This window comes from Agromyces binzhouensis (assembly GCF_004135055.1).
Taxonomy (GTDB): Bacteria; Actinomycetota; Actinomycetes; order Actinomycetales; family Microbacteriaceae; genus Agromyces; species Agromyces binzhouensis.
Genome location: NZ_SDPL01000229.1, coordinates 1 through 4,913, shown reverse-complemented (window position 1 = coordinate 4,913; position 4,913 = coordinate 1). Strand labels below are relative to the sequence as shown.

5 protein-coding genes are annotated in these 4,913 nt (G+C 73.3%); all 5 read left to right on the top strand.

The genetic code is table 11. The features are described from left to right. Positions 1–272 (top strand): EboA domain-containing protein (locus tag ESO86_RS18910; protein WP_207207103.1); only part of this gene is annotated, 272 nt, incomplete at its 5' end. 1 nt (position 273) lies between these two features. Next, positions 274–1,179: a TatD family hydrolase gene (locus tag ESO86_RS11400; RefSeq protein WP_129235099.1), complete on the top strand. Its 906-nt coding sequence runs from the start codon at positions 274–276 to the stop codon at positions 1,177–1,179. A 2-nt stretch (positions 1,180–1,181) separates the two neighbouring features. Further along, positions 1,182–2,318 carry a metabolite traffic protein EboE gene (gene eboE / locus ESO86_RS11395; protein ID WP_129235097.1) on the top strand — a complete coding sequence of 379 codons (1,137 nt, stop codon included), beginning with the start codon at positions 1,182–1,184 and terminating at the stop codon, positions 2,316–2,318. Then, on the top strand, positions 2,315–3,748 hold the full coding sequence (locus ESO86_RS11390) for an alkaline phosphatase family protein (protein ID WP_129235095.1): 1,434 nt from the start codon (positions 2,315–2,317) through the stop codon (positions 3,746–3,748). The genes eboE and ESO86_RS11390 overlap by 4 nt, the downstream gene beginning before the upstream one ends. A 28-nt stretch (positions 3,749–3,776) precedes the next feature. Further along, positions 3,777–4,796 (top strand): sugar phosphate isomerase/epimerase family protein, encoded by a 1,020-nt coding sequence (locus ESO86_RS11385; RefSeq protein ID WP_129235093.1) that lies wholly within the window; start codon positions 3,777–3,779, stop codon positions 4,794–4,796. The last annotated feature ends 117 nt before the right edge of the window (positions 4,797–4,913 follow it).

Here is a 4,913-nt window from a genome sequence, read left to right as displayed (position 1 = left end):
CCAACGACCCGCGACTCGTCGCGGCCGCGATGGGCCCGTTCGCCGGTCGCCACCTCGGCGATCACGACTGGCGGCACGGCGTCGTGAAGCTCGTCTTCATGGGCGTGCCGCTCGCGGTCGTCGCGCGGCTCGACGAGCGCGCCGACGACGAGCTGGCCCGCATGGCCGAGGACCTCGCGGAGGAGCGCGCGGCCGCCGGGCGCCCCATCCCCGACGACCTCCGCGCGCTGCTCCCCGCGGCCGCCGACGCATCCCACGAGACAGGACGCTGACATGCGCATCTTCGACCCGCACATCCACATGACCTCCCGGACGACCGACGACTACGAGGCGATGTACGCCGCGGGCGTGCGCGCGGTCGTCGAGCCGGCGTTCTGGCTCGGCCAACCGCGCACGGGCGTCTCGAGCTACCTCGACTACTTCGACGCGATCACCGGGTGGGAGCGGTTCCGTGCGTCGCAGTTCGGCATCCGCCACCACGCGGCGATCGCGCTGAACCCGAAGGAGGCGAACGACCCGCGCTGCCGCGAGGTCATGCCCGAGCTCGACCGCTACCTCGGGCGCGAGTCGGTCGTCGCGGTCGGCGAGACCGGCTACGACTCGATGACCCCCGAGGAGGACGAGGTCCTCGAGGCGCACCTCGACCTCGCGATCCGCCACGCGCTGCCCGTCGTCGTGCACACGCCGCACCGCGACAAGAAGCACGGCACGCAGCGCACCCTCGACGTGATCGCGAACTCGGGCATCGCACCCGAGATGGTCGTGCTCGACCACCTGAACGAGGTCACGGTCGACCTGGTGGCGGAGCGCGGCTGCTGGATGGGCTTCTCGATCTACCCCGACACCAAGATGGACCCCGGTCGCATGGTCGCGATCCTCCAGCGGCTCGGCACGGAGCGGATGCTCGTGAACTCCGCCGCCGACTGGGGTCGCTCCGACCCGTTGCTCACGGCGAAGACGGGTCGGGCCATGCTCGAGGCGGGCTTCGCCGACGCGGAGGTCGACACCGTGCTCTGGGGCAACCCGGTCGCGTTCTACGGGCAGAGCGGCCGCCTCGACGTGAGCCCGCTGCCGGGGTTCGAGCTCGGCGGCGAGGCCGAGCTCTTCGAGGGCAACTCGATCCTGCGCGGTGCCGCCGCGGTGCCTGCGGAGGCGCCTGCCGGCGCGGGGGCGAACTGAGGATGCACCTCTCCTACTGCACCAACGTGCACCCGGCGGAGGACCTCGACGGGGTGATCGCGCAGCTGCACGCGGCGGCGGGTCCGATCCGTCGCGCGGCCGGCCTCGACCTCCTCGGCGTCGGCCTGTGGCTGTCCGCGCCGCTCGCAGCGCGCCTGGCGAACGAGACCGCCGCGCCGGCCCGGCTGCGCGCCGCACTCGGGGAGGAAGGGCTCGAGGTGCGCACCCTGAACGCGTTCCCGTACGAGGCCTTCCACGCGGAGGTCGTGAAGCTCGGCGTGTACCGGCCCGACTGGACCGACCCCGCACGCCTGGAGTACACGGTCGATGCGGCGCGAGTGCTCGCCGAACTGCTGCCGCCGGACGGCGAGGGCAGCATCTCGACGCTGCCGCTGGGGTGGCGCGAGGGGTGGGATGCCGCGGCCGACCGTGCGGCGACGGACGCGCTGGTCGCACTGTGCGCCGAGCTCCGCGCCATCCGTGCGGAGACCGGACGCGTCATCCGCCTCGCCATCGAGCCCGAGCCGGGCTGCGTGCTCGACGACGTCGCCGACACGGTCGCGTGGCTGGATGCGCACCGCGACCGGATCGACCTCGAGCACGTCGGCATCTGCCTGGACACCTGCCACCTCGCGGTCTCGTTCGCCGACCCGCGCACCGAGGTGGAGCGGATCGCGGCGGCGGGCATCCGGATCGTGAAGCTGCAGGCCTCGGCGGCGCTGCACGTCGAGCACCCCGGTGCACCCGACGCGCGGCGAGCGGTCGCCGAGTACCGCGAGGACCGCTACCTGCACCAGGTCCGAGAGCAGGCGGCGAGCGGTCCGATCCGCGTCGACGACCTCCCCGAGGCGCTGGAGGCGCTGCCCGCGTCGGCGCCGTGGCGGGTGCACTTCCACGTGCCGTTGCACCTCGAGCCCGAGCCGCCGCTGCGGGCGACCACGGAGGTCCTCGAGGCCGCCCTCGACGCGGTCGTCGCAGTGCAGCCGGTGGACCAGCTGCACGTGGACGTCGAGACGTACACGTGGTCGGTGCTCCCGGGCGTCGACGCCGACCATCCCGTCGACCTCGTGGACGGCGTCGCGGGCGAGCTGCGGTGGGCCGCGGCCCGCCTGGCCGAACGTCAGGGGCAGCCGGCATGACCCGCCGCGTGCTGCTGCTCGACGTGGTCGGGTTGACCGCCGACGCGTTGCGGTCCATGCCGCGCCTGTCCCGGATGGCCTCCGCCGGCTCGCGGGCCGAGCTCGGGACGGTGCTGCCCGCCGTGACGTGCTCGGTGCAGTCGAGCGTGCTGACCGGGCGGATGCCCTCAGGGCACGGCGTCGTCGGCAACGGATGGTACTTCCGCGAGCTCGGCGACGTGCTCCTCTGGCGGCAGCACAACCGGCTGGTCGAGGGCGAGAAGCTCTGGGAGACCGCGCGACGCCTGGCCGGCGGCGCGTACACCAGCGCGAACCTGGGCTGGTGGTACGCGATGGGCGCGAGCACCGACCTGACCGTCACGCCCCGCCCGATCTACCACGCCGACGGCCGCAAGTCGCCCGACTTCTACGCCCGTCCTCCCGCCCTCCACGACGATCTCCGCGACGCGCTCGGCGAGTTCCCCCTCTTCCAGTACTGGGGTCCCACGGCGAGCATCCGCTCGACGCAGTGGATCGTCGACGCCACCCGCCGCGTGCTCGACCGGCCCGACGCACCCGAACTCACCATGGCGTACCTGCCTCACCTCGACTACGACCTGCAGCGCTTCGGCCCCGACGCCCCGGAGGCGGCACGCGCCGCCGCCGACCTCGACCGGGCGATGGCCCCGCTGCTCGACCAGGCCGACGCGCAGGGCGTCACCGTCGTCGCCCTCGCCGAGTACGGCCTCGCCGCCGCCGACCGCCCGGTCGACGTGAACCGCGCGCTGCGCCGCGAGGGACTGCTCGAGGTGTACGTCCAGGACGGCCGCGAGCAGCTGGACCCCTGGACCTCCCGCGCGTTCGCCGTCGCCGACCACCAGGTCGCGCACGTCTACGTCGCCGACCCGGCCGACGTGCCCCGCGTCGCGGCGATCCTGCAGGGCCTCGACGGCGTCGACGAGGTCCTCGACCGGGACGCGCAGGCCCGGTACGGCCTCGACCACGCCCGGTCGGGCGAACTGGTCGCAGTCGCCGCGCCCGGCGCGTGGTTCACCTACTACTTCTGGCTCGACGACGACGCGGCGCCCGAGTACGCGCGCGGCGTCGACATCCACCGCAAGCCCGGATACGACCCCGCCGAGCTGTTCTTCGACCCGGCCGACCGGCTCGCGAGGGCCAAGGCCGCCGGCAACCTGGCGCGCAAGGCGCTCGGGCTCCGCTACGCCATGAGCACGGTGCCGCTCGACCCGTCGTGCGTGCGCGGCACGCACGGGCGCCTGCCCGACTCCGCCGCCGACACCCCGCTGCTGCTCGCCTCCGACCCGGCGTTCCTCGACGGCGCCGGCGAGCGCGTGCCGGCGACCGCGGTGCGCGACCTCGTACTCCGCCACCAGGGCCTCGGCGAGCGCATGCCGCAGCCCGCCGGGCGCGACCGTGTCGCGCCCCGATGACCACCGAACACCGAGAGAGGATCCGAGAATGACCGACACTCCCGCCACCCACCCCGTCACCCTGTTCACCGGGCAATGGGCCGACCTGCCGTTCGAGGAGGTCGCGCGCCTGGCCTCCGAGTGGGGCTACGACGGCCTCGAGATCGGCATCGGCGGCGACCACCTCGACACGAAGCTCGCCGACGAGGAGCCCGGCTACCTGAAGGAGAAGCAGGAGCTCCTCAAGCGCTACGACCTGAAGGTGTACGCGATCTCGAACCACCTGACCGGCCAGGCCGTGTGCGACGACCCGATCGACTTCCGCCACCAGGCGATCGTGCGCCCCTACACGTGGGGCGACGGCGACGCCGAGGGCGTGCGCCAGCGCGCCGCGGAGGACATGAAGCGCACCGCGCGCGTGGCCCGCAAGCTCGGCGTCGACACCGTCGTGGGATTCACCGGCTCGAAGATCTGGCAGTACGTCGCGATGTTCCCGCCCGTGCCGGCCTCGGTCATCGACGCCGGCTACGAGGACTTCGCGAACCGGTGGAACCCGATCCTCGACGTCTTCGACGACGAGGGCGTGCGCTTCGCGCACGAGGTGCACCCCTCCGAGATCGCGTACGACCACTGGACGAGCGTGCGCACGCTGGAGGCGATCGACCGCCGCCCGGCGTTCGGCTTCAACTGGGACCCGAGCCACATGATGTGGCAGGGCGTCGATCCGGTCGGCTTCATCTGGGACTTCCAGGACCGGATCTACCACGTCGACTGCAAGGACACGCGCATCCGGACCGCGAACAGCCGCTCCGGCATCCTCGGCTCGCACCTGCCGTGGGGCGACCCGCGGCGCGGGTGGGACTTCGTCTCGACGGGGCACGGCGACGTGCCGTGGGAGGACGCGTTCCGCGCGCTCGACGCGATCGGCTACACCGGTCCGATCTCGGTCGAGTGGGAGGACGCCGGCATGGACCGCCTGCACGGCGGCCCGCAGGCGCTCGAGTACGTGCGCTCGCTCATCTGGCCGCGCCCGACCGCGTCGTTCGACGCGGCCTTCTCGAACCAGTAGCGAGCGGATGCCGCGGGCCGCGCGCCCGGCCGTACGATCGTGACCATGCGTCCCGAACCGACGGCCGCGCGACGCGGCCCGCGACCGTCGCCCCGCGGCGATCGTGGTGCGCGGCCC

Bases quoted from the DNA above. Each gene is read 5' to 3' on its own strand.
- ESO86_RS11400 (WP_129235099.1), top strand. From the start codon at position 274: ATGCGCATCTTCGACCCGCACATCCACATGACCTCCCGGACGACCGAC.
- eboE (WP_129235097.1), top strand. From the start codon at position 1,182: ATGCACCTCTCCTACTGCACCAACGTGCACCCGGCGGAGGACCTCGAC.
- ESO86_RS11385 (WP_129235093.1), top strand. From the start codon at position 3,777: ATGACCGACACTCCCGCCACCCACCCCGTCACCCTGTTCACCGGGCAA.
- ESO86_RS11390 (WP_129235095.1), top strand. From the start codon at position 2,315: ATGACCCGCCGCGTGCTGCTGCTCGACGTGGTCGGGTTGACCGCCGAC.